The organism is Pseudomonas sp. Pme6b (assembly GCF_058129925.1).
The window spans coordinates 1,946,729-1,972,600 of sequence record NZ_CM176704.1; the positions used below are offsets into that span (position 1 = coordinate 1,946,729).

Sequence of the window (25,872 nt, forward strand, 5' to 3'; positions counted from 1 at the left end):
CGCAACGCTTATCGGAATATCAGCCTTTGTTCAGGGCCTCGGCCTGCGCCAGTACTTCAGCCACATGGCCCGGCACTTTCACGCCGCGCCATTCCTGACGCAGTACGCCTTCCTTGTCGATCAGGAAGGTGCTGCGGTCAACGCCCAGGTATTCCTTGCCATACAGCTTCTTGAGCTTGATGACGTCGAACAGCTGGCAGACGGCTTCGTCCTTGTCCGAAATCAGCTCGAACGGGAAAGACTGCTTGGCCTTGAAGTTTTCATGGGTTTTCAGGCTGTCTCGTGAAACACCGAGCACAACCGTATTGGCCGCCTGAAACTGCGCGATATGGTCACGAAAGTCCTGACCCTGCGTGGTGCAGCCGGGCGTGTTGTCTTTCGGGTAAAAATAAATCACGACCTGCTGACCCTTGAGCGCGGACAGCTCTACGGTCTGTCCGCTGGTCGCGGGTGCCTGAAAGTCGGGAACCGGTTGATCTACTGTGACGGTCATGGGAACTCCTTACATTGGGGCTTGTGGGCGCCAGGGTTCGATCAGTGCGTCGAGATTCAGCGCGTCGGCAAAATCGAGGAATTGATCGCGCAGCCAGCTGATCTGGGTCCCGGCAGGCAGTGTCACCGTGAATGTGGCATTAAGCATGGTGCCACCGGTCTGCGGAGCCTGATATGTGTCACAGATCAGATTTTCCAGCTCGACGTTGTGGTCAATGAAGAACTGGCACAGCTCATTGATGATGTCCGGGCGGTACGCCGAGCTGACGTAAGCCACGTAGGGCAGGGCTTCCGGGCGGTTCTCCAGGGTAGCGCTGCGTACCACGCTGGTGGTGAACGCATGCTTCTTGGAGAGGCTCGACAGGCTGGTTTCGAGGCGCGCCAGAGCGTCCCAACTGCCTGACACCTGAAGAATCAGCGCACTGCACTCACCGTGGCGAGTAAGGCGCGAGGTGACTACCGAGCAGCGGTTTTCATGGCTGGCACGGCACAGGACGTTGGTCAGCTCCATGGGGTTTGCGCCAAGGGCACTGATGACAAGGAATTGTTCGCGAACTGTGGGGGTGGACGACATGCAGCATTCCTAGACGATGAGCGGTCGGTACTTTTTCGGACTTGCGGGGCTGTTTCGACAATCGATGGCGCGAGATACCTTCCCGGGTCCCGGAGCGCCTGCCTTGCATGGAAGTACCATGACGGGCTGGAGTGCACTGGGGCAGGGCTTCTGGCGACAAATTCGACCGATTGAGCGAGGTGCGCAGGTGACCAGTACCGATCAAAGGACGAAGGGTAGCGAAAACCATCGCTCAGGGGAATGCTCAGAGCGCGGTACTTCGCTTGTACAAGGCTGATAGCGCCAGTACCATTACGGCTCTCTTTTTCCGGCAGGAGCGGTTGCATGATTGCGGGCAGTATGGTGGCACTGGTCACACCAATGGATGCACAAGGTCGTCTGGACTGGGACAGCCTGAGCAAACTGGTTGACTTCCACTTGCAAGAGGGCACCAACGCCATTGTTGCCGTCGGCACCACCGGTGAATCGGCGACGCTGGATGTGAGCGAACACATCGAGGTCATCCGCCGTGTGGTTGCCCAGGTTGCAGGACGTATTCCGGTCATCGCCGGTACAGGCGCCAATTCGACGCGCGAAGCCGTCGAGCTGACCACCAACGCCAAGACCGCTGGCGCCGATGCGTGCCTGCTGGTAACGCCTTATTACAACAAGCCGACGCAAGAAGGCCTGTTTCAGCATTTCAGCCACATCGCCAACGCCGTAGACATCCCGCAGATCCTCTACAACGTGCCGGGCCGTACGGCTTGCGACATGCTGCCAGAGACTGTTGCGCGTCTGTCTGCGGTAAAAAACATCATCGGCATCAAGGAAGCCACCGGCAACCGGCAGCGCGCCAAGGACATTCTGGACAGCGTCAGCAGTGATTTTCTGGTGTACTCCGGTGACGACGCTACGGCAGTCGAGTTGATGCTGCTGGGCGGCAAGGGCAATATTTCCGTCACTGCCAACGTTGCACCGCGCCTCATGAGCGATCTGTGCGCAGCGGCCATGCGTGGCGATGCCGAGACGGCGCGGGCGATTCACGAAAAGCTCATGCCGCTCAACAACACCCTGTTTATCGAATCCAACCCTATCCCCGTGAAGTGGGCCTTGCATGAAATGGGTAAGATGCCAGCCGGTATCCGTCTGCCGCTTACCTGGCTCAGCGAAGCCTGTCACGAACCGCTGCGTCAGGCCCTGCGCCAGTCCGGCGTCCTGGTTTAATTGAGGAAGTATCACGCAATGAAGCGATTGGCCGGACTTTCCGCACTTGCTCTTATTATCTCCAGCACCAGCGGTTGCGGTTGGCTCTGGGGCGAAGATGGTTACTTCCGTGATCGCGGTAGCGATTACCTCCAGGCTACCCAGACCCCACCCATGCAGGTGCCTGCCGATGTGTCCGGCGTCAAGCGCCTCGACCCGTTGCTGCCGATCCCGCGCAATGTGGCTGACAGCACCCAGAAAGAAGGCGAATACACGGTTCCTCGTCCTCTGCCACTGGGCACGACTTCCGAGTCGAGCGATTTCAGCCAGCAGAAAAGCGGCGATGCGCGCTGGATTCTGGCTCAGCGTCAGCCAGCCGAAGTCTGGCCGGTGGCTCATCAATACTTTGAAGACAATGGTTTTCGTATCGCTGAAGAGCGCCCGCAGACTGGCGAATTCAGCTCCTCGTGGCAGCGTCTTGATGAACTGTCCGCTTCGGTTGCCAAGCGCCTGAGCGCCGCTGGCGTTTCAGCCGACGCTGAAACCCGCGTGCGGGTTCGTATCGAGCCGGGCGTGCAGCGCAATACCAGTGAAGTCTATGTGGTGAGCGTCGAGCGTCCTGCCGGCAGCACTGCCGATGTGGCCTTCCCGACCCGTACCACCAACCTGGGGCTTGATGCCGCACTGACCGACGATCTGCTGGCCAGCATGGGTCGCAACGCCGAGAAGGGCGGTTCTATTTCCCTGTTGGCGGCACGTGACTACGACACCCCGAGCCGTGTTGCCTTGAGCGAAGACGGTAGCGGCAACCCGGTATTGAACCTCGGTGCCGATCTCGACCGTGCGTGGTCGAGTGTCGGCCGCGCGCTGGATCAGGGTGACTGGCGCGTCGAGGACATCAACCGCAGCCTGGGTCTGTACTACATCAACCTGGCCGAAAAGGCCAAAACGCCTGAAAACGAGCCTGGTTTCTTCGGTCGCCTGTTTGGCAGCAAGTCGAGCAAGGAAGAGATCGATGCCCGTGCCGAGCGTTATCAGGTTCGCCTGAGCAAGGTGGGTGACAACGTTCAAGTGACCGTCGAGAAGAACATCAACACCGTTGCGCCTGCGGATATCGCGCGTCGGGTGTTGAGCGTTATTCAAGACAACCTGGGTTAAGTGCGTTTCGCGGTTCTCGGCAGCGGCAGTCGTGGCAACGGCACGCTGGTCGCAAGCAACGATACATACGTACTGGTCGATTGCGGTTTCTCCCTGCGGGAAACCGAGCGGCGCCTGGCGCGTCTGGGCGTCGCTGCAAACCAGTTGAGTGCGATTCTGGTAACCCACGAGCATGCCGATCATGTGCATGGCGTGGGTTTGCTGTCGCGGCGCTACAATGTACCGGTCTACCTCAGCAGCGGTACCTTGCGCGGTATGCGAAAACCGGTTGAAGTTGCCGGTTTGCTGGCGGGCGGGGAGAGCTTGCAGGTGGGCGCATTGGGCATCGATGTAGTGTCTGTCGCTCATGATGCGCTTGAACCGACGCAGTTTGTCTTCAATGACGGCAAGCGCCGCTTCGGTCTGCTGACCGACCTGGGCTCTTACTGCTCCAACGTATTGCAGCGTTATCAAGGCCTGGATGCCTTGATGATCGAGGCCAATCACTGTCGCGACATGCTTGCCCGAGGCCAGTATCCGGTCTTTCTCAAGCAGCGCGTTGGCTGTGAAACAGGTCATTTGAACAATCATCAGGCCGCCAGCCTGGTGAGCGAGCTGGGATGGCAGGACCTTCAGCACCTGGTGCTGGCGCATCTGAGCAGCAAGAACAACCTGCCGCATCTGGCCCGGCAATGTTTTGTCGACACCCTTGGGTGCGACCCGGACTGGCTGCAACTGGCCGATCAAGATTCAGGGCTCGACTGGCGACATATCGCCTAGCCCAACTACTTAGCAAGCGGAGCCCATCATGGAAAAACGTGAAGAACTCTACCGCGGCAAAGCCAAATCGGTTTACAAGACCGACGACGCTGACCGCTTGATCCTGCTGTTCCGTAACGACACTTCGGCGTTCGACGGCAAGCGCATCGAACAACTGGACCGTAAAGGCATGGTGAACAACAAGTTCAACGCCTTCATCATGCAAAAGCTTGAAGAAGCGGGCGTTCCGACCCAATTCGACAAGCTGCTGGGCGACAATGAGTGCCTGGTCAAGAAGCTCGACATGATCCCGGTCGAATGCGTCGTGCGTAACTACGCTGCCGGCAGCCTGGTCAAACGTCTGGGCATCGAAGAGGGTACCAGGCTCAATCCTTACACCTTCGAACTGTTCCTCAAGGACGACGCCAAGGGCGACCCGTTCATCAACGAATCCCACGTTGTGGCATTCGGCTGGGGCACTGCCGAGCAACTGGTTCGCATGAAAGAGTTGTCGATCAAGGTCAATGAAGTCCTGACCAAACTGTTCGACGACGCTGGCCTGCTGCTGGTCGACTTCAAACTCGAATTCGGCGTATTCCACGGTGAAATCGTCCTCGGCGACGAATTCAGCCCGGACGGCTGCCGCCTCTGGGACAAGGACACTCGCAAGAAAATGGACAAGGACCGCTTCCGCCAGGGTCTGGGCGATGTCATCGAAGCTTACGAAGAAGTCGCAAACCGTCTGGGCGTGCCGCTGTAAGCGGAAAAAACACGCAAGCGCTTGATAGCACGAAAAAAAACAGCAGAAGGGCTTCGCCTTCTGCGTTGATGCTGTTATGATGCGCGCCGTTGGAGAGATGCCAGAGTGGCCGAATGGGACGGATTCGAAATCCGTTGTACCTTCACCGGTACCTAGGGTTCGAATCCCTATCTCTCCGCCATTATTTGAAAAGCCCCGTGAATATTTGATTCACGGGGTTTTTTGTTTTCAGGCTGTACTACCTCCCTCGTTCCCAGATTTTTCCCTTCCCCGACTCCGTTTTTTCCGCAGTCGAAGATAGCTGGCCGGTCAGAACTAGCTGAATTGATCCGGGATTTTTGAAGTGTTCAGGCGCTCGTTCCGTTCATGCAGCACGCGGACGATGAACACGACCTGGCTGCGAACCACATAGCTCACTAAGAAGGGGTAGCGAGTAAGTACCAGCTCGCGTACGTCCGGGGCTTGGGAAGGGCGTCCCATACCTGTAAACGTTGCGAGCTGCTCAATGGATTCCAGAATGGTGCTGACGACTTCGTCAGCTCTCTGATGGCCCATCAGCCCCGCATAATGCTCATGAATCGCTTCCAGATCGCTATCGGCTTTTTCACTTAACTCGATTTGCGGCACGTGCTACCCACTTGGCTTTAACCGTTTCCAGATTGATCGTCTTTCCTGCATCAATGTCGGCTAAGCCTTCGTCAATGGCTTTCAGGTGCCAGGCTTCTGCTTCGACATAGCGAGACAAAGCACGTTTCAGGTGGTACTGACGATCACGGTCCGTGGCAAGCGCTAGCTGGTCGAGCATTTCGACCAAGCCTTCTTCGACACGGAATGACAAAACAGGCGATGCCATATTGGCCTCCACGGGTGGTGATTGTAAACAGTGTATACAGAATCCTGAAAAGTATACTTGAGGCTTTGATTGCGCAACAAATTTGTGTGCTTTTCGCCGAGTTGCTATTCACTTTTTGGAAATCGACAGCAACCCCGAACGCTTGAGCGAAGTCGGGACGATGCCGCCCCATCACCACTCCCAAACTATTCACCCCTCCCGGTTTCCCCTTTAGCCCTTTCTGATCTATACCTTGGGTTCAACGTTTTGTGAGGCGAGGAGCTATCAGATGTCGGACGTAGATCAGGTACAAAAGTCGCAACCCTCTCCCAGTCAGAGCCATGATGATGTGATTGCCCAGTTCAAGTGGCAGGGCAAGCAGATCGACTGGTTGCTGCAATGGCTGGTCAAGTTTGTCGCGAACACCAAGGTGGAGCTGGGCGTGACGCTATCGGTGGGCGGGAATCTGGTTTCCGGGCACCTGATTTCTCACGACACCTATTTTGAGCAGTTGGCCGATGATATTTCGGCGCCGTTCAGTTCGTTTGCCAATGGCACTGACGCGACGATGAAAGAAATGATTCTGTCCTTCAAGCCGGGAGAGTCTTCCGAAGACACGCCAGCATTCCATTTCATTCACCTGAAGGATTGCCGGACCTATTCCACTGACGGTAATCCGATTTGCGACGCAGGTGTGTTGTGGCGCGGCAGGATCTCGGCGGTGGACGGCTTCACCATCGGGCTCATCGCTGAAAAACCAGGCGTGTCCTGACCTTTTTCAGGCCCCGGCTTTCGTCGGGGCGTTCTCATCCATTCTGATGACGGTCTCCAGCGTGCTATGTGCGAATTCCACGTCATCCGGACACTCAGCCCACCAACATCCGGACACTCGTTCCACGCTTATCCGGACAGGCAGTCGGAGCGCAGCGACGCAGGTTTGCATTGTTAGTCTGAAGCCCCTGCCGCCGTCAATTTCGTTGCGCGCCTGCGCATCGATTCACCCTTCAGTTCAATTCGATAAGCGTTATGCACCAGCCGGTCGAGGATCGCATCGCCCAAGGTCGGATCGCCGATCAACGCATGCCATTTGTCCACTGGCATTTGGCTGGTCACCAGCGTCGAGCGGTTGCCGTAGCGGTCGTCCAGCAGCTCAAGCATGTCGCGCCGTTGCGCGGCGGTAAACGGTGCCAGGCCCCAGTCGTCCAGGATCAGCAGGTCAGTCTTGGCGTAGCCGGCCATCAATTTGGCGAAGCGGCCATCGCCGTGGGCCAGGCCTAGTTCTTCCATCAAGCGCGGCAGACGCAGATAGCGCACGCTGTAACCGTCGCGGCAGGCTTTGTGAGCCAGCGCGCAGGCAAGCCAGGTTTTACCTACGCCCGTCGGCCCGCCGATGATCAGGTTCAGGCCATCGCGCAGCCATTGGCCGCTGCCCAGTTGCAGGATCAAGGCCTTATCCAGGCCACGCGGGCTGCGGTAGTCGATGTCTTCCAGGCAGGCGTTGTGGCGCAACCGCGCGGCTTTGAGGCGGGTGGTCAGGCGGGCGTCTTCGCGCTCGGTCAGCTCGCGATCGACCATCAGACCGAAGCGTTCGTCGAAGCTCAGATCATTGATATCAGGCGTTGCGTGTTGTTCGCCCAGCGACTTGATCATGCCGTGCAGGCGCAAGGTTTGTAGCTTGTCGAGCGTTGGATTCGGTAGCATTTCGAAGCTCCTTTCTCAGGTCAGTGGTAGTAGCCCGGGCCACGCAGGTTGATGTGCTCGTCAGGCAGCAGCGGCAGGTTTTGCTGGGCCAGCGGCAGGCGCTCCAGCCCTTGGCGCAGGATCGACTCGAGGCTTTTGTAGCTGCATGCGCCCAGTGCCAGCGCACGCTGGCACGCGGCTTCCAGCCGCGCTTCGCCGTGCTGTTTGCTCAGGCGCAGGATGCCCAGGCAGGCGCGGAAGCCGTGTTGCGGATGGATTCGGCGTTCGAGGATGTAGGTGATGACGCCGGCGGTGTTAGGCCCGGTCTGCTCTGCCCAGCGGATCAGCCGTTGCGGTGTCCATTCGGCGTGCTCGCGGTGGCTCTTGGGCATGTGCTCGGTTTGGGTGGTGTGGCGGCCTTTGTGCTGCGAGCGAAGGTGGCTGGCCACGCGCTGGTTGGCGTGGAAGCACTCGACGGTCTGGGCCGTGAGCCGCACTTCGACTTGGTGCTTCACCAGCTGGTACGGCACCGAGTAAAAGTGGCCATCGACCTCAACGTGATAGTCGATATGGACGCGTACCTTTTTCCATTCGGCATAGACGTACGGGTGTTCCGGCAGGCCTTCCAGGGCCGGTTGGTCGATGGCCTCGAAGGCTGACCGGCGTGAGCCGGGCAGCTTTTTGAAGGGCTTGTGGTTGAGGCGATCCAGCAGTAGCGCGATGGCTGTGTTGAGTTCGCCAAGCGAGAAGAACTGGCGGTTGCGCAGCACCGCCAGGATCCAGCGTTCGACCACTTGCACGCCGACTTCGACCTTGGCTTTGTCCTTGGGCTTGCGCGAGCGAGCAGGCAAGACGGCGACGCCGTAATGCTCGGCCAGATCGCGGTAGCTGGGGTTGATATCCGGCTCGTAACGGTGCGCTTTAGTCACGCCACTGCGCAGATTATCGGGCACCAGGATCTGCGTTGTGCCGCCGAAAAAAGCAAAGCATCGGACGTGCGAGCCCAGCCAGTCGGGCAGTTTCTGCGACCAGGTGGCCTCGGCAAAGGTGTAGCTGGACGCGCCGAGAACGGCGACGAAGATCTGAGCCTGACGGATCTCGCCGGTTTGTCGGTCGATGACCGGCGCTGTTTGCCCGGCGTAATCGACGAACAGCTTTTCGCCAGCACGATGCTCCTGGCGCATGACCACGTCGACCTTGGCGGTCCAAAGGCGGTAGTGCTCGCAGAACCAGCTGTATTGGAAGCCTTGCGGGTGAGCGAGTCGATATTCCTGCCAGAGCAAGGCCAAAGTGACGCCGGGGCGGCGCAACTCCGCGTGTACCCATGCCCAGTCAGGCATTGGGCGCTGGTCGGTCGGCACTGGCACTGCCGGTGGAAACAGCCGTCGATTCAACTCCGCGTCAGAAATATCGATGGGCCACTGAAGCCCACTGGCGGCGAACCGGCAAAGGTAATCCCCTGCACTCGAATGGCCGATGGATAAGCTGGCGGCGATCTTGCGCACGGACAGGCCAGCGTCGAACTTTAGGCGTAGTACCTCTCGGATTTTACGCATGGATAAACGCTCCACGACGACCTCTTCGCTTCGAAAAAAGAGGTCGATAGTAGTGAATAGTCCTGCGTTGCTGCCTGCCTGAAAGTGTCCGGATGGCCGTGGAATCGGTGTCCAGATGCTTGTGGAATGAGTGTCCGGATCAGCATGGAATCAGTGTCCGGATGTTGGTGGAATGGGTGTCCGGATAGTCGTGGAATCCGCAGTGCTATGTGCACCCGCTGGTCAGGAAGGCTGCGCCGGTAGTAGCGTCACTTAGCCATTCTTTGCGCGACAAAATGTCGCAATGGGCCTTTAGCCGGGTAATATGTTCGCCCTGACCTTACACGCCGAATGGTTTTCGGCATGGCCTGATAGAGAACTGGCGACAAGAAAAAATAACAAGAAACGAGCCAGGCTGCCCGCCTCGGTCGACGTAAAGAATTAATGAGTAGACGAAAAAGGCGATTAGAGAAAATGACCAAAACTTCGCGACCTTTGTATATTTCCTATGCAGGACCCTCACTGCTGGAAATGCCCCTGCTGAACAAAGGCAGTGCCTTCACCCCGCAAGAGCGGGTCGAATTCAATCTGATCGGGCTCCTGCCGCAGAACGTAGAGACTATCGAAGAGCAAGTCACCCGGGTCTACAGCCAGTACAAGCAGTGCGCGAGCGATCTGGACAAGCATATCTACCTGCGTTCGATCCAGGACAACAACGAAACCCTGTTCTTCCGCCTGCTGGACTCGCATCTGGACGAGATGCTGCCGATTATCTACACCCCGACGGTGGGTCAGGCGTGTCAGGAATTCTCCAAGATCTACCGCACGCACCGTGGCCTGTTCATTTCCTACCCCGAGCGCGACCGCATCGATGACATTCTGCGTAGCGCCACCAAGGACCGGATCAAAATCATTGTCGTGACCGACAGCGAGCGAATTCTCGGTCTGGGCGACCAGGGTATCGGTGGCATGGGCATTCCGATTGGCAAACTGTCGCTGTACACCGCCTGTGGCGGAATCAGCCCTGCCTACACGCTGCCGATCGTGCTGGATGTGGGCACCAACAACCGTGAGCTGCTGGATGACCCGATGTACATGGGCTGGCGTCACGAGCGGGTATCAGGCAAGGAATACGAAGACTTTATCGCGCTGTTCATCGACGCGGTGCAGCGTCGCTGGCCCGACGTGTTATTGCAGTTCGAAGATTTTGCCCAGTCCAACGCCATGCCGTTGCTTGAGAAGTATCGGGATGAGCTGTGCTGCTTCAACGATGACATTCAGGGCACTGCGTCGGTTGCCGTGGGTACATTGCTGGCGGCCTGCAAGGCCAAGAATGAAACCCTTGGCCAGCAGAAAGTGGTGTTTGTCGGTGCCGGTTCGGCGGGCTGCGGGATCGCCGAGCACATCATCGCAGCGATGCGAATTGAAGGCCTGAGCGAAAGCGAAGCGCGCAAACGTATCTTCATGGTTGATCGCTTCGGCCTGCTGACCGAAAGCATGGATAACCTGCTCGATTTCCAGAAGCGCCTGGCGCAAAAGACCGCCGATGTGTCTGGCTGGACTGCTGGCACAGAAGCCTTCCCGCAGTTGCTCGACGTGGTGACGAACGCCGGGGCCACGGTGTTGATCGGCGTGTCCGGGCAGCGTGGTCTGTTCACCGAGCAAGTGATTCGCGAACTGCACAAACATTGCGCCAAACCACTGGTAATGCCGCTATCCAATCCGACTTCCAAGGTAGAAGCCACGCCGGAAGAAATCCTGCGCTGGACGGATGGCAATGCGCTGGTTGCTACCGGCAGTCCGTTCGCGCCGGTGGAGATCAACGGTCGCACCGTGCACATCGCTCAGTGCAACAACTCCTATATCTTTCCGGGCATCGGCCTCGGCGTGGTGGCTTGCAAGGCGTCGCGCATCACCGACCGTATGCTGATGGCGGCATCCAATGCGCTGGCCGAGTGTTCGCCGATGGTCACGGGGCAGGGCGATGCGGTGTTGCCGCCACTCAAGGAAATTCAGCAAGTGAGTCGTAAAATTGCGCTGGCTGTTGCCAAAGAGGCCCAGGCTGAAGGCTTGGCACTGGAAACTTCCGAAGAGGCACTGCTTGAAGCCATCGAGCGTAATTTCTGGCTGCCGGGCTATCGTGCCTATCGCCGTCGTTCGGTCTGATCGAGCGTTTCCAGAGTGACAGCGTCTGCGCTAGCTTGCTTGCGCAGACGCTTTGTTGGCGGAGTAAGTGCACGTTTATGGGCGCGTATTGCTTCACGGTGAAATAAGCTTCATTCAACCCAATCCTCTCACCGTTTTCACATAAAATTGATGAAGCGCTGCCTACAGTGCGCGCCATCGGGAGTTATCTGGCTCCTAAATGCCCGATGCATATTAATTCGATAAGCAGACCACGATGCCGACACCCAGAACTGTTCGTCCAGAGGTTGTTACCTTACTTGCCAGCGCCTTTCTGTTACTGGGTTTCAATATAAATCTGTGGCAGCATCTTTTCGCGATTACCAGCTCCGATGCCAAAGGCCTGGCCATGCGTTTTGCATTCGGGCTGATGATTTTCTGCGTATTCAATATCGTTCTGACGCTGTTGGCATTTCGCCGTGTGTTTAAGCCTGTGGTGATCGCTCTGTTTATGATCAGCGCCGGGGTGGTGTATTTTATGACCGAGTACGGTGTCATGATTGACGCCGGGATGTTCCGAAACTTCGCCGAAACCAACGTGACGGAAGTGCAAGGGCTGCTGTCTTTTAAACTGGCGTTGTATATCGTTCTGTTGGGCGTACTGCCTTCGCTGATTCTATGGAAACTGCCGATCAGCTACCGTCGCTGGCACCTGGAACTGTTCAGCAAGCTGGTGGTAGGCGTGGTCTGTTGCGTGGCAATAGGCGGCGTTGCGCTGGCGAATTATCAAGGCTTGTCCTCGTTGTTCCGCAACCATCACGAATTGCGCCTGATGGTCGTGCCAAGCAATTACATCGGTGCCTCGATTGGCTACCTGAGCGAGCAGGTGATCTCCGCACAGCGCCCGTTCGTCAAGATTGGCGAGGACGCCAAACGGTCGGCGGACTGGGCCACGCATGCCCGTAAGTCGTTGACCGTACTGGTGGTGGGCGAAAGTGCCCGTGCCGAAAACTTCGGGATTCTTGGCTATGGTCGCGACACCACGCCCAACCTGAACAAGGAGAGCGGGTTGGTGGCGTTTACCGATGTTTACTCGTGCGGCACCGAAACCGCAGTGTCGGTGCCGTGCATGTTCTCCAACATGGGTCGCAAGAACTACAACGCAACCAAGGCCCGTAATCAGGAAGGTTTGCTGGATGTCCTGAAACGTGCCGGTATAGAAGTGGTGTGGCGTGATAATCAGGCCGGCTGCAAAGGGACCTGTGATCGAGTGACCTTCCAGGATGTCAGTAATCTCAAGGACCCGCTGCTGTGCAACAGCCATGAATGCCGCGACGAGATACTGTTGCAAAACCTGCAGGGTTTTATCGACAGCCTCGACAAGGACACTGTTCTGGTGCTGCACCAGATGGGTAGCCATGGCCCTGAATACTTCAAGCGTTACCCTAAAGAGTTTGAAAAGTTTACGCCGGTGTGTGAAAGCAATGCCTTGAACAATTGCAGCCGGGACAGCATCGTCAATGCCTACGACAACACACTGTTGTATACCGATCACGTACTGGCCACGTTGATTGATCTGTTGCGCAGTAATCAAAACAAGGTCGACACTGCCATGGTGTACCTGTCGGACCATGGTGAGTCGCTTGGCGAGTACAACTTGTTCTTGCACGGCACACCGTATGTACTGGCTCCTGATCAGCAAAAGCATGTGCCGATGCTTATCTGGTTGTCCGATACCTATCAGAAGTCCTTTGCAGTCAGCCCGGAGTGCCTGGCCAAACAGCGCAATGCGCCGTTGAGCCAGGACAATCTCTTTCATTCAATGCTCGGCTTGTTGAAAGTCGACACCCAGGTCTACAACCCAAGCCTGGATATGTTCTCCGGGTGCCGCACTGAGCTGGCGGCCGCTGACAAGCAGTAAAATCTGTGCTTGCTCAGGATAGAGATCGTTTCCACGCTTGCGTGGGGACGCTCATCCTTGGCCCTTTTGCCAGGCAACAGTTCCTCCTGTCCGTCATTTGCGTGAAGATACGCCAGACCGGGACGACAGACGCGCGATAATCTCCCATCACGATATATACTGCGCGCCATTGTTGAAGGGAGAGCCGTGTGGCCATCGATATTCACTGGATTCGCGACGACGACAGCCTCGCCCGGCATTGCGCAGAATGGCAGTTGCTGCCTTTTGTCGCGCTCGACACCGAGTTTATGCGGGTCGATACTTTTTATCCGATAGCAGCGCTACTGCAGATTGGCGACGGGCAAAGCGCTTGGCTTATTGATCCTTTGCTGATCAACGACTGGCGGCCGCTGTCCGCGTTGCTTGAAAACCCCGACGTCATCAAAGTGGTGCACGCGTGCAGCGAGGACCTCGAAGTTTTGCTGCGTCTGACTGGCAGCCTGCCGGTGCCGTTGTTTGATACCCAGTTGGCAGCCGCTTACCTGAACCTCGGTTTTTCCATGGGCTATTCGCGTCTGGTGCAGGAGGTCCTTAACATCGACCTGCCCAAGGGCGAAACCCGTTCTGACTGGCTGCAACGTCCGCTGTCGGAGACGCAGATCAGTTACGCCGCCGAAGATGCTGTGCACCTTGCCGAACTGTTCGCCATCCTGCGTCCGCGTTTGTCCGATGACAAATACGCCTGGCTGCTGGATGACGGTGCCGAACTGGTCGCCAACCTGCGCCGCGAAGTTGACCCGTACGAGGTGTACCGTGAGGCCAAACTGGCCTGGAAACTGTCCCGTGCCCAGTTGGCGGTGCTGCGTGAGTTGTGTGCCTGGCGTGAGCGCGAGGCGCGCGCCCGCAACCTGCCGCGCAACCGCATTGTGCGTGAGCACTCGCTGTGGCCATTGGCCAAGACGCAGCCGGATAACCTCGCCGCACTGGGGCGTATCGAAGACATGCACCCGCGCACCGTTCGCCATGACGGCGAGTTTCTGCTTGAGCTGATAAAGACCGCAGGCACGCTTCCGCCAGAAGAGTGGCCGCCTGCATTGCCTGAGCCACTGCCCATTGATGCGGCCGGGTCGATCAAGCGTCTGCGTGCAATCGGTCAGCAATACGCCGAGCAACTGGACATGGCCCCGGAGTTGATGCTGCGCAAGAAGACTCTAGAAGCGCTGCTCAAGAGCGGCTACCCCGACGGTCCTTACCAATTGCCCGACTCGCTGCGTGGCTGGCGTCGCGAGTTGATGGGTCAGGCGCTGCTGGACAGCCTGGCCACCCCCGGAGAACAGTCTTGAAGCGTATCTGCTCGATTTATCGCAGCCCGAAAAGAAACGAGATGTACCTTTACGTCTTGAAAAGCGATGTCCTCAAACGCGTGCCGCCTGAACTGCTGGTCGCGTTTGGCAAGCCGGTTCATGCATTTGACCTGGTCCTGAGTCCCGAGCGTGCGCTGTCGCGCGAGGACATCAATGCGGTGCTGGAGAATCTCGACAGCCAGGGCTATCACCTGCAGATGCCCCCTGCCGAAGATGACTACATCGAGCATTTGCCGGAAGAGCTGCTGCGCCGCAACGATCCGATGTAATGGTTGCTCACGTTGTAAAGCGGTCCACATCGCCGTGGGCTGCCTGTCCTGTTTTTAAGGTTTTTGAAACATGCGCGTTCTGATTGCCGAGCACGATTATCACGTTTACACCCAATTGTTGCACCAGGCTGCGCCTGATCTGGAAGTCTTCAGTACGGGCGACTCTGCCGAGCTGTCGCGAATGGCCAGCGATTGCCCGGTCTGGCTGGGACAGCCGGACCTCATGGCCAACCTGCTGCGTCAAGGGCACAAGCCTCAGTGGCTGCAATCCACCTGGGCGGGCATCACGCCACTGCTAGCCGACAGCCTGTCGCGCGAATATCGCCTGACGCGTGCAGTCGGGATTTTCGGTCAGGTCATGGCCGAATTCGTTTTGACCTACATGCTCGGTCACGAGCGTGAGGTGCTGGCGCGTTTGATGAGTCAGGTCGAGCGCAAGTGGGACAATCGTACTGGCCAGAGCCTGTCTGGTCGCAAGGTATTGATCGTGGGCGCCGGTGATATCGGCCAGCGTGTCGCCGAGTTTCTTTTGCCGTTCGGTGTGCACGTCTACGGCGTGGCCTCCAGTGCGCGCACTCAGGCGCCGTTCATCGAGGTAACAGCGCTGTCTGACATGACGCGGCTGCTTGGCGAGATGGATTACGTCATCAATCTACTGCCCAACACACCTGAGACCCACGACCTGTATGACGCGAAGCTGTTCGCCAGCTTCAAGCCAACGGCGCTGTTCATTAACGTTGGGCGCGGTGTAGCGGTTGTGGACGCAGATCTGGTCGAGGCGTTGAAGGAAGGCCATCTGGCCGGTGCGGTCATTGACGTCTGCCGTCAGGAGCCTTTGCCGCAGCGCCATCCATTCTGGACCGCCTATGGTCTGCTGTTGACCGGTCACAGTTCGGCACCGACATCGCCGGTAGCCATGACCGAGCTTTTCGTTGAAAACCTCAAGGCGTTTCAGGCTGGAGAAGCACTGCGCGGAGAGGTCGATTTTTCGCGAGGTTATTGAAGCCGTTCCGAACGAGCCGACGTTTAGGCGTCGGCTCGTCGGCATCGATTGCAGAGAACAGTCAGTTACAGCGAAAAATCACCCTCAGCAGCCAGTTCTGCCAGTGGCTTGCGCGGGCTTGGCGCTTCGCGGCCTTGCAGGTATTCCGGCAGCGTCGACTTGTCACCGATTTTGCCGATGGCTACGGCAGCGTGCAGTGCGTAATCCTCTGGAATGTTCAGCTCCTTGCGGGTCAGGTCCTGATCGAAGCCCGCCATGCCGTGGGTGTGCCAGCCGCTCAGGCTCGCTTGCAGCGCAAGATAACCCCAGGCCGCGCCGGTATCGAAGGTGTGCCACAAGGCCGGGCTTTCTTCGGTTGCGCCTGGCGCGACGAAGGTGGTCTTGGAGACAATGATCACCAATGCTGCTGCATGTTGCGCCCAGCTGCGGTTGAACTCGTTCAGCAGGCCCAGATAACGCTCCCAGTTTGGCGTATCGCGACGTGCATAGAGAAAGCGCCAGGGCTGCGAGTTATACGCCGAGGGTGCCCAGCGTGCCGCTTCGAAAAAGCTCAGCAGGGTTTCCTGATCGATGCTTTCGCCACTGAATGCACGTGGCGACCAGCGTTCGGTGAATTGCGGGTCGATAGGGTGATCGGCGATGCGAGGGTTCGTGCTCATGAAAGTCCTTGATAGCGAAGGTGAAAAACGAGCGTGGCTTGATGGGCCGTGGTCGGCAGGCATCGCTTGAGCGCACTGGAAAACCCGTTAACGCTACTGTTTTGCCCTGTCGCTGACAAGTCCTGGCTACCGGCAGTCGCAAGTGCTTGGCCCGCACCCCTTGTACCTCTAGACTGACGGCCTTTTCATTTTCGATACCGTTGTCCGAACCATGGCCGCTAAAGTTGAACCCTTCTGGATTCGCAAGACCCTCGACCAGCTCAACACCGAGGAGTGGGAATCGTTGTGCGATGGCTGTGGCTTGTGCTGCCTGCAGAAGCTGGAAGACGAAGAAGACAACAGCGTTTATTACACGCGGATCGCTTGCAAGCTGCTGGACCTGAAGACCTGCCAGTGCTCCGACTACGCCAATCGTCGTGCGTCGGTGCCTGACTGTATTCAGCTGACGCCGGGGCAGGCAGATGAATTCAAATGGCTACCGCCCACCTGTGGCTATCGGCTGGTCAGCGAGGGCAAGGATTTGCCGCTCTGGCATCATTTGGTGTGTGGTGATCGCACGGCTGTGCATCACGAGCGTATCTCCCAGTCAGGCCGCATGCTCAGCGAGAACAGTGTGGCTGAAGACGACTGGGAGGATTACCTGATCTTTCGCGCAGGTTGAGCGTTTAAACGACCGGCTTTGGCTCGGCCAGCGCTTCCACACCTTTGACGGCAGCGTTTTTCACCGCGTTTTCGGCGTCGTCTTTCAGGTTGTTCAACTGGGCACCGGCACGTTCGATGGTCGAGCGGGCGCTGTGCAGGTCGCTGCGACCTTTTTCCACCAGGCTTTTGGCCGAGCAGTGACCGCTGATGCCGCGAGCCAGCACTGCGCCGCCGATGGCCAGTTGGATCAGGCCCAGAAAGCCGCCACGACGGACACCTTTGCCCATCATCAGTACACCGCCAGCCAGTGAGCCAATGCGCTCCCAGCCGTGGACGTTCTGATCAGGGTTGCGCTGCAGCAGTTCAGGTGTGTCGATGCGTTCGATAATCGGGGTGTCGCGCATGATGGCTCTCCATGAGGCGGTAATTCGCAGGAAGTAGGTAGTAAACCGGTTCAGAGAAACTGACTGCTCGCCCGCGACACAGGTTCAATGCTTTTCCGTCAGCGGTCGCTGGCCGGATCGATTTTCTCGCGACCGAACTGTGGCCCCGAGCGGGTATTGATGCCTTTGGCCATACGGTCGTAGAGCACCACGTTGACGGTTGCGGCCAGATTCATGCAGCCCTCGGTCGGGATATAGACCACGTCTTCACACCAGTCGCGAATGTCCTGATCCAGCGAGCCGTCTTCCGGGCCGAAGATATACAGCGCGCGGTCAGGGTGCGTGTATTCAGGCAGGGCACGGGCGCCGTCGACCAGTTCAACGGCCACCGGAATGCAACCCAGCGGCAGAATGCTTTTGAGGTCTTCGATGCCGATCAGCGGGATGTCCTGATGGATTTTCTTGGTGTCGGTGATGAAATCCCGCGCACGCTCATAGCGTTTACCGGTATAGAACACCGATGCCACACCGTAGCAGCCGGCTGCTCGCATGACGGAGCCGACATTTTCCGGGGACTTGGGGTTGTAAAGACCGATGCAGGCGTACCGTTTATTGGCCACGGGGAGGGTGCTCTGAAGAAAACCGCGGATTATACGGCAGCGTCAGAGCAATGCCATTTTCAATTCCGACGCTCAGAACCACATGCGTAGACCGACGACCAGCCGCGCGTCGGCAACGTCCTCATCGTCTTCGCGTGCGTAATCGGCAGTATTGCCGTAGGACCGATCCCAGGTTACGCCAACGTAAGGAGCGAATTGCGGGGTGATTTCATAGCGCAGCCGAAGACCGAACTCACTGGTCGACAGGCCCGAGCCATTGCCGCGTTGCAGGTCGTTCTTGCCGTAGAAATTCAGCTCGGCAGTGGGTTGAAGAATCAAATTGTTGGTCAGCAGCAGGTCGTAGTCAGCTTCCAGGCGCGCCGCGGTCTGCCCGGCTTCACCGATGAATGCGGTGGCTTCGATATCAAGATCCGAAATCGCCTGCCCTTGCAGGCCGAAAGCCGCCCAGGTTTGTGGCGCGCCAGGTTTGAAGTCCTGGCGTGCCCCGGCGACTACGTCCCACGATGAGCTGACGGCATGACCCCATAACGCCTGGACTTCCGCTTCCTCGGTCTTGCCGTTGGTGCGCTCGCCCTCTGAACGCAGCAGCAAGCGGTCGACATCACCGCCAATCCAGCCGGACAGGTCCCAGGCCAGCGCGCTGCCGTCGTTTGCGTCCTGCCATTCCAGCTTGTCGGCCAGAAAGTAACTGTTGATGGCGCTGTCGTGGACCTGATGCCCGCTATGGCTGGCGTACACCGCAGCCCGGTCGGCGTCGGTGACAGGCGGGATTGGTGTCCGGCTCTGCATTGGGGCGGCATTGTGCTCGCTGGCGTCCATAGGCATCGAGTGGCTGCCATGATCCATGCCTTCCATGCCATCCATTCCGGCAGCCAGCGTGGTTGCCCAGGGTGTTATGGCCAGGCCTGCCGTCAGCAGCAGGGTTGGCAGGCAGGACGAGTTGCGCAATCCATTCACCGGTAAAATCCTCATTCTTCCACCCGTACTTCGCGGAACATGCCCATTTCCATGTGGTACAGCATGTGACAGTGATAAGCCCAACGGCCCAGTGCGTCAGCGGTGACGCGATAGCTGCGGCGTGACCCCGGAGGCATGTCGATGGTGTGTTTGCGCACCATGAACTGACCGTTTTCGTCTTCCAGATCGCTCCACATGCCGTGCAGATGGATGGGGTGAGACATCATCGTGTCGTTGACCAACACGACACGCACTCGCTCGCCGTACTTGAGCATGAGCGGTTTGGCGTCCGAGAATTTCACGCCGTCGAACGACCAGGCGAATTTTTCCATGTGCCCGGTCAGGTGCAGCTCTATCGTGCGGCTGGGCTCACGACCGTCCGGGTCTTCGAAGGTGCTGCGCAGGTCTGCGTAAGTCAGAACTCTGCGCCCGTTGTTCCTGAGGCCGATGCCCGGATCGTCGAGTTTGGGCGAGGTGCTCATGGCCTGCATGTCGACCAGCGGATTGTTTTGTTCGCTGTCCGGGTGTGGCTGCATGGCAGGTGTTTCTTTCATTGGCATCTTGCTGTGGTCCATGTCGGGCATCGAGTCATGGCCCATCTTGCTGTGGTCCATGCCTGACATGTCGTCCATTGCCGGGGCTGCGCCGTGGTTCATGCTGCCATGATCCATGCCCGCCATGCCCACATCATTCATGCTCAGCAATGGGCGTGGATCCAGGGGCGGGACGACGGCCTGCAAGCCGGGCCTGCTGGCCAGGGTGCCGCGGGCGTAGCCGGTGCGGTCCATCGACTGGGCGAACAGCGTGTAGGCACCTTCGGCAGGCTCGACGATCACGTCGAAGGTTTCTGCCACTGCGATGCGCAATTCATCGACCGTTACTGGCTTGACGTGCAAGCCATCGCTGGCGACTACGGTCATTTTCAGGCCCGGAATACGCACGTCGAAATACGTCATGGCCGAGCCGTTGATCAAGCGCAGTCGAATCCGCTCGCCAGGCTTGAACAGCCCGGTCCAGTTCATGTCCGGGGCCTGGCCGTTCATCAGGTAGGTGTAGGTCGCGCCGCTGACATCCGCCAGGTCAGTCGGCTCCATCCCCATTTTCGCCCACATCCAGCGATCACGAGTGGTCTCGCTCCAGCCTTTCTCACCGACGTCGTTGATGAAGTCGCCGACAGTACGCTTGTTATTGTTGTAATAATCGGACTGTTTCTTGAGCGTTTTCATCAGTTGAAGCGGCTCTTCGTCGGTCCAGTCGCTGAGCATGATCACGTGTTCGCGGTCGTATTTGAATGGCTCTGGCTCTTTGGCGTCGATCACCAGCGGCCCGTAAACCCCCGACTGTTCCTGAAAGCCCGAGTGGCTGTGGTACCAATAGGTGCCGTTCTGTTTGACCTTGAAGCGATAGACGTACATGCCATCGGCCGCGATACCGTCGAAGCTCAGCCCCGGCACGCCGTCCATGTTGGCGGGCAGAATGATGCCGTGCCAGTGGATCGAGGTGGCTTCGTCGAGACGGTTTTTTACCCTGATGGTCACCGTATCGCCTTCGCGCCAGCGCAACAGCGGGCCTGGAATACCGCCGTTGATCGTCATCGCGGTTCTGGTATTACCCGTGATATTGACCTGGGTTTCGCCGACATACAGATCGAACTCGGTGCCGGACAGCCCGGCCGGCTGACCCGGGTTCGGAACCGCCCATGCCGGACTGCGCCACAGCCCCAGGCCGCCGAGGATGCCACTGGCGGCAAGCCCTTTCACAAAGGTTCGTCTTGAGGTACGGGAGGGCATGGCGAAGTATCCGGTCAGTCGGGTGGCCGCAGGCCGAAGACTGCGTGGGTAGGGGCGGGGAAATACAGTTGCGGGAAAGTACCGGGTTACTCGTCCTTCTTCATCAATCCCGCCAGCGCGGCGAACGGGTTGTGGGTTGCCTTGGCGGTTTTCGGAGTGCTCAGCGAACCGTCGGCGAAATACTGCTGATCGGTGTAACGCGAGTGCTCGTTGTCGTGGCAATACAGGCACAGCAGCTCCCAGTTGGAACCGTCCTGCGGGTTGTTGTCATGGTTGTGGTCGCGGTGGTGCACGGTCAGTTCGCTGAGACGTTTGCCAGCGAACTCGCGGGCGCAACGGCCGCAAACGTGCGGGTACATACGCAACGCCTTGTCGCGGTAACCCATTTCTCGGTCGCGCTGGGCGTCGGCCAGAATGCGGTCCAGCTTGGCAGTATGGGAAGGAGGATTGGCCGTGCTCATGGTGTCACCTGTGCGTGTGCGCATTGAAAGCGGAATATCGGCAAGTTTAGCGCCAGATTGGCAAACTCACACCTGCTGAGACAGTAATTGGCCGTCGACCATGCGCAGGCGCCTGGACAACGAGATGGCCAGGGCACGAATTATCTTGGCGGCGATTTTCGGCGCTTCGTCGAGCATCTTGTCCAGAGAGTCGCGTCCCAGGTTCAATAACTGGCATTGGGTGGCCGCGATACAGCTGGCCGAGCGACGTTCGCCATCCAGTACAGCCATTTCCCCGAACGCCCGCCCGCGCCGCAGAACGGCGATTTCGACCTGTTGACCGTCTGCGGCAAGTTTCTGCACAGACACAGTGCCTTGATGAATGATGCACATGAATGTCCCGGCATCGCCCTCGGCAAAGATGGTCTCGCCTTTTTCGATGTCGGTAATGCTGAAATACCCGGCTACAGTCACGAAGTCGCCGGGCAGCAGCGTGTCGAACAGGCCGCAGTCCAGCAGCATGTCGCGTATGGCGTTGTTCAGGTTGGACAATGGTTCTGACATGGTTCGGTCTTTCAATCCTGATACGAAGGGGGCAGCTCCGTGCCCCCCGATGCTAGTAAGACAGGTGTTTCACGCCAAGTTCATTCGGCGATCTGCAATACCTTGAAGATAAACGCGTACTCCAGCGCCACGTCACGCAACCCTTGATAGCGACCGCTCATGCCGCCGTGTCCGGCACCCAGTTCGGTCTTGAGCAGCAGCAGATTATCGTCGGTTTTGCTGGCGCGTAACTTCGCGACCCATTTGGCGGCTTCCCAATACTGCACACGGCTGTCGTTGTAACCGGCGATGACCAGCATGGCCGGGTACGCCTGAGCGCTGACGTTCTCATAAGGCGCGTAGGACTTGATGCGCTCATAGACCTCAGGCTCCTGCGGGTTGCCCCATTCGTCGTATTCGGTGACGGTCAACGGCAGGTCCGGATCGAGCATGGTGTTCAGCACATCGACGAACGGCACTTCGGCAATTGCTGCCCTGAACAGCTCGGGTCGCTGATTGAGCACGGCACCGATCAGCAGGCCACCGGCGCTGCCGCCGCTGATCACAAGCTGTTCGGCGCTGGTCAGGCCCTGTGCAACAAGATGTTCGGCGCAGGCAATGAAGTCGCCGAAGGTGTTCTGCTTGTGTTCCTGCTTGCCATTGCGATACCAGGCCTCGCCCAGCTCGCCACCGCCGCGTACATGGGCGATGGCAAACGCCACGCCACGTTCAAGCAGGCTCAGGCGCGCGTGGGAAAACCACGGGTCGAGGCTTTCGCCGTAGGCACCGTAGCCGTACAGATACAGAGGGGTCGCCTTGCCGGCCAGTTCGCGCTTGACCACCAGGCTGATCGGCACCTGAGTGCCATCACTGGCGGTGGCCCACAGACGCTGGCTGACGTAGGCGTCGGCGTTGAAAGTGCCCAGCACCGGCGTTTCCTTGAGCACTACCTGCTCGCCGCTGGCCAGGGTCAGTTGACGCACCTGTGCCGGACGGTTCAGCGACTGATAACGCAGGCGAATTCTGTCGCTGTCGAACTCCAGGGTGTCCTGCACATACAGGCTGTACGCGGCGTCGGGCAACTGCACGCGATAGGTAGGCAGATCCTGCGGGCGTACTTCGATGATCGGCAGGCCGCCTTCGCGCAGGCTCAGACTGATGGCCTTGGCGTTGAGGCTCACGCCTTCGAGCATGACCTTGTCATCGTGCGCAACCAGGGTCTGCCAGTCTTCGCGAACCGGGGCGCCACTGGCCTGTTCCGCTGCGTGATACAGCGCGAAGTTAATGCCGCTCTGATTGCTGCGGATGAACCAGCTCCACACACCATCGAGCAGCCCGTGATCCGGATAATACTCGTGCCCTTCGCTGCGCGGCGCGAGGCAGGTGAAGGCCTGTTGCGGATAATCGGCGTCCAGCACCCACGCTTCGCTGGTGGTTTTGCTATTGAGCAGAATGATCAGTTGGCGTTCGGAACTGCTACGGAAGCAGTGCAGGAAGAATCGACCGTCCGGCTCGTCGAACACCAGCTCTGCCGATGCATTGCCCAATGTGTGGCGATGCAGCCTGCCGGGGCGATGGGTCTCGTCCAGCTCACCGAAAAACAGGGTCAGGCTGTCGTTGGCCCAGGTCATGCTGCCGTCGCAGTCCTCAAACGGCAGGCTGCTGATCTGGCCGGTGCTCAGTTCCTTGACGTAAAGCTGGTACACCTCGTCGCCACTGGTGTCCAGGCTGTAGGCCAGGCGCTGGTGGTCGGGGCTGATGCTGAACGCGCCCAGCGAAAAGAAGCCGCCATTGGCCATGGCGTTCGGGTCCAGCAACAGTTCTTCACGGCTTTCGTCCACGGTATTGGAGTCGTCGGCCGGGCGCGGGCAGCGATAGTGACGGGCGTATTCATCGCCTTGTGTGGTGCGCGTGTAATAAAGGTACGGCCCCCAAGGGGAGGGCAGTGACAGATCGGTTTCAAGGATACGGCCCTTGATCTCCTGAAACAGGTTTTCGCGCAACCCGGTCTGCTCTGCCAGTTGCTGCTCCTGCCAGGCGTTTTCCGCCTTGAGGTAGTCGAGCACCTCGTCAGTGTCGCGGTTCTGTAGCCAGGCATAGGGATCGGAACCGTCGGCCTTGCGAGCAATCGGGGCGCTGGAGGTTGCATTCGAGAAGGACATGCTGGGCTCTCTGTTTAGGCATCAATCATGGAAATTCGGTACACGCTGAACCGATTACTGAAGCGAGGCAAGCCGCGTCAGGCAAAAGCCGTTATCATAAGCGCCTCTTTACCTGCCTTACCACGGACGTCATGACCGAAAACGACTATCTGATCGCCTGGAGCGTCTACGCCTTCGCCGCGTTGGGTTGCCTGCTGGTATGGTTCCTGATGACCCGCTGGATGTGGCGTTATCTCAAGGAACCGTTGCTGGTAGCAGTCGCGGTGCTGCTGTTTACGCCGACCATGGTCGACCCTGCCAAGGATGCGATGGCGCCAGCCGTGGCGATCACCGCGCTCGACCTGATGTTCAAGGTCGGCAGCAATGTCTGGACCGCTGTGTCGGATCTGGCCATGTATGGCATGTTCGCCTTCGCTGCGTACGCGCTGTTCGTGCTCATCCGCTGGCCGATCGAGCGCAGCCGCAAGGCTCGCCAGCCCCGGACTGTCGCTCAGCCTGCCGACACAGACCCCACTGATGAGCCGTTTGCCGAGGACGATCACTACCCTCGCAAATCCGCTGCGCCGCTTCCTCCGACCAGGGCTGCGCGAGTCGAACCGCGGTTGTAGATCCCGCTTCGTTGGCATGCGCCGTCATTGTCGGCGCATGACCTGCTGCAAAACGTCTTGAAGCGAGAACCTGAGCATGTGTGAACTACTGGGCATGAGCGCCAATGTCCCGACCGACATAGTCTTCAGCTTTACCGGGCTGATGCAGCGTGGCGGGCGTACTGGTCCGCATCGCGATGGCTGGGGCATTGCCTTCTACGAGGGTCGCGGCCTGCGCTTGTTCCAGGACCCCGCAGCCAGCAGTGAATCTGAAGTTGCGCAACTGGTGCAGCGCTATCCGATCAAAAGCGAAGTGGTGATTGGCCATATTCGTCAGGCCAACGTCGGCAAGGTCTGTCTGTCCAACACACATCCTTTCGTGCGTGAACTCTGGGGCCGCAACTGGTGCTTTGCGCACAATGGCCAGCTAGCCGATTTCACCCCCGTTGCCACCTTTTACAGGCCGGTGGGCGATACCGACAGCGAAGCTGCATTCTGCGACCTGCTCAATCGCGTTCGCGAAGCCTTTCCCGAGCCGGTTGAGGTCGAGCAATTACTGCCTTCGCTGATCCAGGCCTGCACTGAATACCGTAGTAAAGGCGTGTTCAACTGCCTGTTGAGCGATGGCGACTGGCTGTTTTGCTTTTGCAGTACCAAACTGGTTCAGATCACCCGGCGCGCGCCGTTCGGCCCGGCAAGGTTGAAAGATGTCGACGTGATTGTCGATTTTCAGGCTGAAACAACGCCGCACGACGTGGTGACTGTGATCGCCACCGAGCCATTGACCGAGAACGAAAACTGGAAGCGCTATGAACCGGGCCAGTGGAGCCTGTGGCGCAAGGGTGAGTGCGTGGCGCAAGGCTCGGTCGAGACAGCAGTGCAGTAACAGCGCCTCCACCGGCATACTGGATAAAAAAGGAGAGGGATATTGATGCTGCGAAGTTATCTGCGATTGGTCCTGTTCACCACAGGCCTGCTGTTCGGGGTACAGATCCCCGGATTCATCAGTGATTACAGCAAGCGTGTCGAAGCGCATCTGATCGAGGCGCAACAGGCCGTCAAGGGCTACACCGCAACTGCGCAGCAGTTCTTCAAGGGCGATATACAGGCGCTGATCCAGCACTATCGCAGCAGCGAAGACCCGGTTTTCCGAGCCGATGCGGACAACATCGATACGTTGATGAGCCGTACCCATATCCTTGAGCGTCAGTGGCTCGGACTCCAGGGGCCGTGGTATTCCAAAGCCCTGTTCGTCGTCACGTCTGCCGATGCGGATATTCGCCGGGAAACGTTCAACGGTTATACGTGGCAAGTCCTGCTGGCCCCCGAAGTCATTGCCTGGGGCATCATCAGTGCATTGCTGCTGGCTCTTGTGGTGGAAAGCGTCGGGCTGTTACTCGGCTGGGTGATCCACGGTGGACGACGCAAGCCGCAACTTGAGCGGGACTGGCGCTGATCGCTGGAGAGGGTAATAACGA

At 58.5% G+C, this 25,872-nt stretch carries 28 protein-coding genes and 1 tRNA gene; 15 read left to right on the plus strand and 14 right to left on the minus strand.

Annotated features, from left to right (window positions below):
* Positions 1–19: 19 nt before the first annotated feature.
* Positions 20–493, minus strand: coding sequence for a peroxiredoxin (locus AC4ANE_RS08910; protein ID WP_002552589.1), 474 nt, complete (start codon positions 491–493; stop codon positions 20–22).
* A 9-nt stretch (positions 494–502) separates the two neighbouring features.
* Positions 503–1,066, minus strand: a complete 564-nt coding sequence (locus tag AC4ANE_RS08915) for a glycine cleavage system transcriptional repressor (RefSeq protein ID WP_002552590.1) — start codon at positions 1,064–1,066, stop codon at positions 503–505.
* Between the two features lie 324 nt (positions 1,067–1,390).
* On the opposite strand from AC4ANE_RS08915, the gene dapA reads away from it, so the two are divergent.
* The 5 genes from dapA to AC4ANE_RS08940 all read left to right on the plus strand — a co-directional run bounded on the left by dapA (position 1,391) and on the right by AC4ANE_RS08940 (position 5,085).
* A complete protein-coding gene (dapA, locus tag AC4ANE_RS08920) occupies positions 1,391–2,269 on the plus strand; it encodes a 4-hydroxy-tetrahydrodipicolinate synthase (protein ID WP_460408858.1) in 879 nt (292 codons plus the stop codon).
* Positions 2,270–2,287: 18 nt separating this feature from the next.
* A complete protein-coding gene (gene bamC / locus AC4ANE_RS08925) occupies positions 2,288–3,406 on the plus strand; it encodes an NlpB/DapX family lipoprotein (RefSeq protein ID WP_002552592.1) in 1,119 nt (372 codons plus the stop codon).
* A complete protein-coding gene (locus AC4ANE_RS08930) occupies positions 3,407–4,165 on the plus strand; it encodes an MBL fold metallo-hydrolase (protein ID WP_002552593.1) in 759 nt (252 codons plus the stop codon).
* Between the two features lie 28 nt (positions 4,166–4,193).
* Positions 4,194–4,904: a phosphoribosylaminoimidazolesuccinocarboxamide synthase gene (gene purC / locus AC4ANE_RS08935; protein ID WP_002552594.1), complete on the plus strand. Its 711-nt coding sequence runs from the start codon at positions 4,194–4,196 to the stop codon at positions 4,902–4,904.
* Between the two features lie 91 nt (positions 4,905–4,995).
* Positions 4,996–5,085: transfer RNA gene (locus AC4ANE_RS08940), tRNA-Ser, on the plus strand.
* A gap of 134 nt (positions 5,086–5,219) precedes the next feature.
* Here the strand turns inward: AC4ANE_RS08940 and AC4ANE_RS08945 are convergent.
* Positions 5,220–5,531: a type II toxin-antitoxin system RelE/ParE family toxin gene (locus AC4ANE_RS08945; RefSeq protein ID WP_002552595.1), complete on the minus strand. Its 312-nt coding sequence runs from the start codon at positions 5,529–5,531 to the stop codon at positions 5,220–5,222.
* Positions 5,509–5,757: a CopG family ribbon-helix-helix protein gene (locus AC4ANE_RS08950; protein WP_002552596.1), complete on the minus strand. Its 249-nt coding sequence runs from the start codon at positions 5,755–5,757 to the stop codon at positions 5,509–5,511. Before AC4ANE_RS08950 ends, AC4ANE_RS08945 begins: the two co-directional genes overlap by 23 nt.
* 268 nt (positions 5,758–6,025) lie before the next feature.
* Between AC4ANE_RS08950 and gvpU the strand changes: the two genes are divergently transcribed.
* A complete protein-coding gene (gvpU, locus tag AC4ANE_RS08955) occupies positions 6,026–6,508 on the plus strand; it encodes a gas vesicle accessory protein GvpU (RefSeq protein WP_002552597.1) in 483 nt (160 codons plus the stop codon).
* 173 nt (positions 6,509–6,681) lie between these two features.
* Here gvpU and istB read toward each other — a convergent pair whose 3' ends face one another.
* The gene (istB, locus tag AC4ANE_RS08960; RefSeq protein ID WP_002552598.1) at positions 6,682–7,437 is read right to left on the minus strand and encodes an IS21-like element ISPsy14 family helper ATPase IstB; all 756 of its coding nucleotides are present in this window, start codon (positions 7,435–7,437) and stop codon (positions 6,682–6,684) included.
* Between the two features lie 20 nt (positions 7,438–7,457).
* Positions 7,458–8,972, minus strand: a complete 1,515-nt coding sequence (gene istA, locus AC4ANE_RS08965; RefSeq protein ID WP_054082386.1) for an IS21 family transposase — start codon at positions 8,970–8,972, stop codon at positions 7,458–7,460.
* Positions 8,973–9,425: 453 nt separating this feature from the next.
* Between istA and AC4ANE_RS08970 the strand changes: the two genes are divergently transcribed.
* The 5 genes from AC4ANE_RS08970 (at position 9,426) to AC4ANE_RS08990 (ending at position 15,611) form a co-directional block, all read left to right on the plus strand.
* Positions 9,426–11,117 (plus strand): NAD-dependent malic enzyme, encoded by a 1,692-nt coding sequence (locus AC4ANE_RS08970; protein ID WP_031594856.1) that lies wholly within the window; start codon positions 9,426–9,428, stop codon positions 11,115–11,117.
* Between the two features lie 235 nt (positions 11,118–11,352).
* Positions 11,353–12,996, plus strand: coding sequence for a phosphoethanolamine transferase (locus AC4ANE_RS08975; RefSeq protein WP_002552601.1), 1,644 nt, complete (start codon positions 11,353–11,355; stop codon positions 12,994–12,996).
* Positions 12,997–13,184: 188 nt separating this feature from the next.
* Positions 13,185–14,318, plus strand: coding sequence for a ribonuclease D (gene rnd / locus AC4ANE_RS08980; RefSeq protein ID WP_002552602.1), 1,134 nt, complete (start codon positions 13,185–13,187; stop codon positions 14,316–14,318).
* Positions 14,315–14,608, plus strand: a complete 294-nt coding sequence (locus AC4ANE_RS08985; RefSeq protein ID WP_002552603.1) for a YcgL domain-containing protein — start codon at positions 14,315–14,317, stop codon at positions 14,606–14,608. Before rnd ends, AC4ANE_RS08985 begins: the two co-directional genes overlap by 4 nt.
* A gap of 70 nt (positions 14,609–14,678) precedes the next feature.
* The gene (locus AC4ANE_RS08990; RefSeq protein ID WP_031594857.1) at positions 14,679–15,611 is read left to right on the plus strand and encodes a D-2-hydroxyacid dehydrogenase; all 933 of its coding nucleotides are present in this window, start codon (positions 14,679–14,681) and stop codon (positions 15,609–15,611) included.
* Positions 15,612–15,676: 65 nt separating this feature from the next.
* Here the strand turns inward: AC4ANE_RS08990 and AC4ANE_RS08995 are convergent, their stop codons facing one another.
* On the minus strand, positions 15,677–16,270 hold the full coding sequence (locus AC4ANE_RS08995) for a nitroreductase family protein (protein ID WP_002552605.1): 594 nt from the start codon (positions 16,268–16,270) through the stop codon (positions 15,677–15,679).
* Between the two features lie 211 nt (positions 16,271–16,481).
* On the opposite strand from AC4ANE_RS08995, the gene AC4ANE_RS09000 reads away from it, so the two are divergent.
* On the plus strand, positions 16,482–16,931 hold the full coding sequence (locus tag AC4ANE_RS09000) for a YcgN family cysteine cluster protein (RefSeq protein WP_002552606.1): 450 nt from the start codon (positions 16,482–16,484) through the stop codon (positions 16,929–16,931).
* A 4-nt stretch (positions 16,932–16,935) separates the two neighbouring features.
* Here AC4ANE_RS09000 and AC4ANE_RS09005 read toward each other — a convergent pair whose 3' ends face one another.
* From AC4ANE_RS09005 to AC4ANE_RS09035, 7 genes are all read right to left on the minus strand, one after another.
* Entirely contained in the window at positions 16,936–17,316 is a 381-nt protein-coding gene (locus AC4ANE_RS09005) for a YgaP family membrane protein (RefSeq protein ID WP_002552607.1), read from the minus strand.
* Positions 17,317–17,414: 98 nt separating this feature from the next.
* Positions 17,415–17,915 (minus strand): RNA methyltransferase, encoded by a 501-nt coding sequence (locus tag AC4ANE_RS09010; protein WP_002552608.1) that lies wholly within the window; start codon positions 17,913–17,915, stop codon positions 17,415–17,417.
* A gap of 72 nt (positions 17,916–17,987) precedes the next feature.
* Complete coding sequence (locus tag AC4ANE_RS09015; protein ID WP_002552609.1) at positions 17,988–18,872, minus strand: copper resistance protein B; 885 nt, start codon at positions 18,870–18,872, stop codon at positions 17,988–17,990.
* Between the two features lie 11 nt (positions 18,873–18,883).
* Positions 18,884–20,662 carry a copper resistance system multicopper oxidase gene (locus AC4ANE_RS09020; RefSeq protein ID WP_002552610.1) on the minus strand — a complete coding sequence of 593 codons (1,779 nt, stop codon included), beginning with the start codon at positions 20,660–20,662 and terminating at the stop codon, positions 18,884–18,886.
* An 86-nt stretch (positions 20,663–20,748) separates the two neighbouring features.
* Complete coding sequence (locus AC4ANE_RS09025) at positions 20,749–21,123, minus strand: YajD family HNH nuclease (protein WP_002552611.1); 375 nt, start codon at positions 21,121–21,123, stop codon at positions 20,749–20,751.
* Between the two features lie 66 nt (positions 21,124–21,189).
* The gene (locus tag AC4ANE_RS09030) at positions 21,190–21,666 is read right to left on the minus strand and encodes a cyclic nucleotide-binding domain-containing protein (RefSeq protein ID WP_002552612.1); all 477 of its coding nucleotides are present in this window, start codon (positions 21,664–21,666) and stop codon (positions 21,190–21,192) included.
* A gap of 80 nt (positions 21,667–21,746) precedes the next feature.
* Positions 21,747–23,807, minus strand: coding sequence for a S9 family peptidase (locus AC4ANE_RS09035; protein ID WP_002552613.1), 2,061 nt, complete (start codon positions 23,805–23,807; stop codon positions 21,747–21,749).
* A gap of 131 nt (positions 23,808–23,938) precedes the next feature.
* On the opposite strand from AC4ANE_RS09035, the gene AC4ANE_RS09040 reads away from it, so the two are divergent.
* The 3 genes from AC4ANE_RS09040 (at position 23,939) to AC4ANE_RS09050 (ending at position 25,850) form a co-directional block, all read left to right on the plus strand.
* Positions 23,939–24,415, plus strand: a complete 477-nt coding sequence (locus AC4ANE_RS09040; protein ID WP_002552614.1) for a hypothetical protein — start codon at positions 23,939–23,941, stop codon at positions 24,413–24,415.
* A 76-nt stretch (positions 24,416–24,491) separates the two neighbouring features.
* Positions 24,492–25,280 (plus strand): class II glutamine amidotransferase, encoded by a 789-nt coding sequence (locus AC4ANE_RS09045; RefSeq protein WP_002552615.1) that lies wholly within the window; start codon positions 24,492–24,494, stop codon positions 25,278–25,280.
* Positions 25,281–25,325: 45 nt separating this feature from the next.
* Positions 25,326–25,850 (plus strand): DUF2937 family protein, encoded by a 525-nt coding sequence (locus AC4ANE_RS09050; RefSeq protein WP_002552616.1) that lies wholly within the window; start codon positions 25,326–25,328, stop codon positions 25,848–25,850.
* Positions 25,851–25,872 lie beyond the last annotated feature (22 nt).